The sequence below is a fragment of the Actinomycetes bacterium genome, from assembly GCA_022599915.1.
GTDB lineage: Bacteria > Actinomycetota > Actinomycetes > S36-B12.
Genome location: JAHZLH010000070.1, coordinates 1 through 2,681, shown reverse-complemented (window position 1 = coordinate 2,681; position 2,681 = coordinate 1). Strand labels below are relative to the sequence as shown.

2 protein-coding genes are annotated in these 2,681 nt (G+C 59.0%); both read left to right on the top strand.

Features of this window, described 5'->3' with window-relative positions; genetic code table 11:
- Nucleotides 1-18 precede the first annotated feature (18 nt).
- Nucleotides 19-222, top strand: a complete 204-nt coding sequence (locus tag K0U62_11395) for a cold-shock protein (GenBank protein ID MCH9802116.1) — start codon at nucleotides 19-21, stop codon at nucleotides 220-222.
- Between the two features lie 540 nt (nucleotides 223-762).
- Nucleotides 763-2,400, top strand: a complete 1,638-nt coding sequence (locus K0U62_11390; protein ID MCH9802115.1) for a fibronectin type III domain-containing protein — start codon at nucleotides 763-765, stop codon at nucleotides 2,398-2,400.
- The last annotated feature ends 281 nt before the right edge of the window (nucleotides 2,401-2,681 follow it).

Sequence of the window (2,681 nt, the reverse complement as noted above, 5' to 3'; positions counted from 1 at the left end):
TCAAGGAATACAAGCGTTATGGCAACCGGCACCGTTAAATGGTTCAACTCCGACAAGGGCTTCGGCTTCATCACTCCCGATGGCGCATCAGAAGACGTCTTTGCTCACTACAGCGAAATCGCTGGCAGCGGGCATCGCAACCTGCAGGAAGACCAGAAAGTCGAATTCGACATCGAGCAGGGTCAGAAGGGCCCGCAGGCCACGAACATCCGCCCGCTGTAGCGGGTAACGCTCGGGGACATGCCGCAGGTGTGTCCCCGAGCGGCTCTGCCTTAGGCAGATCATCGATTCTTAGGCCCAGATATCGGGCCCTCCCCCACCTAGCCAGCACACTAGGTCCTTCTTCGCTCAGCGAGTCCATGCCGCGGTTTTAGTCGCGTTGTACGCGCCAAGTCGACTAAGTAGCGCAGCCTCGGTGAATGCCAATCATGGAGATCCACCAAAACCTCTGGCGATTCTGGCAAAACCCCGTTTCCGGTCGCTGGCCTATCCCCCACTTCGGCAGTAGCTCGCGCGGCCCGCGCACCAGGGGCTTGCGGCCACCAGCACCCGTACCACCCCAAGCGCCGACACCACCTTGCCGTGCTCGCGCCACACGAGCAGCATTGTGAGACACGAATGGGCCAACGGGTCTTGCCCTACGAAGCTAAGTTAGTCCGAGTTAAAGGGCGAGTTTTCGATGCCGATAAGTACTGGGAGGGGAATCAACTTCACTACGGGGGATCCATGTTGTCAGTACGTGTTGTCGCAATAGGAATTGCTGTGCCTATGGCGCTGGGGCTGGGGCTGGTAGCACCTAGCGCTGCGTTTGCAGCAGCCGAGGCCGGCGAAGGCGATGTATCGCAACGCGCGAAATCCACAGCGAAAGTAACCCTGAAAGGCCCCAAGAACGATCCGATCAGTGGTCGTCCGTTCCGGGTGAAGGGCAAGGCTTTCGATTCACAACGCGACAAGGTGACCCGGGCTAAGGTCCGCATCCAGCGCAAGAGGGGTCAGAAGTGGAAGACCGTTGACACCACGAAGACCAACAATAATGGTCGATACCGGACCAAACTGTCACTGTCGCAGAAGAAGTCCAAGGTCAAACTACGCGCGAAATTAGTGCGGCCACAGCGGGTGAAAGGCGCGGTCAGCAAGACTCTGCGACTGACCTTCCGTCAGCCTGCGGTATTAGTGCCATCAGCACCCCTCGCCGTGACAACGGCTTCCAAGGCACTTGCAGTCCGGCTGACCTGGCAGGCCCCCGAAGTCCAAGCTGGACTCACCGGTTATCGAATCCAATCCGATTCTGGCAGCGGTTGGACCGATGTGGCTGCATCGACCGGTAACGTCACCACCAGCTACGACGTGGCTGTGACTCGAGGTGTCAGCTACCAGTTCCGCGTTGCTGCGATCAACCAGAATGGCCAGAGTCCCTGGTCAACGGTTAGCGTGCCGGATCAGGCGATCGATGTGATCGCGACGCTGAACCTCGATGACTGGATTGTGGGCGTCGCGGTCATGGACGGCGATATTTACGCTGGGGTCCACGGCGACAACGACAACTACATTGCACAGATCGATCCGGAGACCTTCGACATAGAGCGGCGCCTTCCGGTGGCCCTGGCTGACAACGAGTGGATATCGCGTTTCACTGCCGACAATGGCTGGTTTTATGTCGTGACTTCACATCACGTGACTTCACCCGACGCCGAGCAACCTGATTCGCGACTCTTGGTCATGAACGCGGCAAGTAGTCAGGTGGCGTCAGTGACGACGTTGTCGGAAAGCTTGGCACAGTGGGGTGCCTTGCAAGCCACCAACGGCAAGGTCTATCTGTCGGTACTCGGAGCCGGTGGCACACCTGGTTCCGATGGTCGGCTAGTACAGATCGATCCAGCAACTGGTCAGGAACTTGCCTCCGTCGATGAGAGCCAGTTTTACTGGAGACTAACGACCGCCGGCGGATATCTTTACGCCTCCGCCGATCTCGATGATTTAACACACGTCACCGCGATTTTCGACACCGAGACCAACGCTTTGGTCAAGAGCATCCCAGCGAACTTCGCTGGCGTAGCCGGAGATCGCGTCTACCTCGTCGAGTCCGACGCCACGTCCAGCACGATCTTTGTTGTCGACGCTCGCAGCCACACCACGCTCGAGACTCGGTCAGTGGACGCCATTGTCGCCAGTGTCGCGGCCGCCGACGGCTACCTCTACCTGGGAGTCATAGACCCCTCGGGGAATCCGGAAGCCGGCACCGCCAAGAACCAGGTACTGATCATGGAACGCGACAGCGGACAGATAGTCGACTCGCTAGTGTTCGACGGCGTCTTTTGCGTTGTGCAGAATGTTGGCGCCCAGGTGATCGTTGCGGTCTTCCGTGGCCCCGGCGATTCTGATACCTACCTCATCGGCTGACGATCGCCCTACCGCCGGAGCGATCAGCACCGCGCGCAGCGGTTCTCTTGGACCTCTCCTGGTGGTGCTGCGGTAAAGCGTCGCTGCGGCTGGCCGAGTAGTCCGGCCAGTCTGGCAGCTGCACCATCCGGGACGCTGTCAGCCAGGTCACACACAAGACTTTTTCAGTTCGCTTCGTGGGCTGCCGACAACCAATGAGAACTGAGTATTCATACGGGGGTGAACTCATGAGGCAACACGTCGTGTCGGTAGCGTGTGCAGCTCTTGGGCTCACCCTGTTG

What these genes read in the sequence shown, in the direction of transcription:
- K0U62_11395 (MCH9802116.1), top strand. Translation starts at nt 19, where the DNA reads ATGGCAACCGGCACCGTTAAATGGTTCAACTCCGACAAGGGCTTCGGC.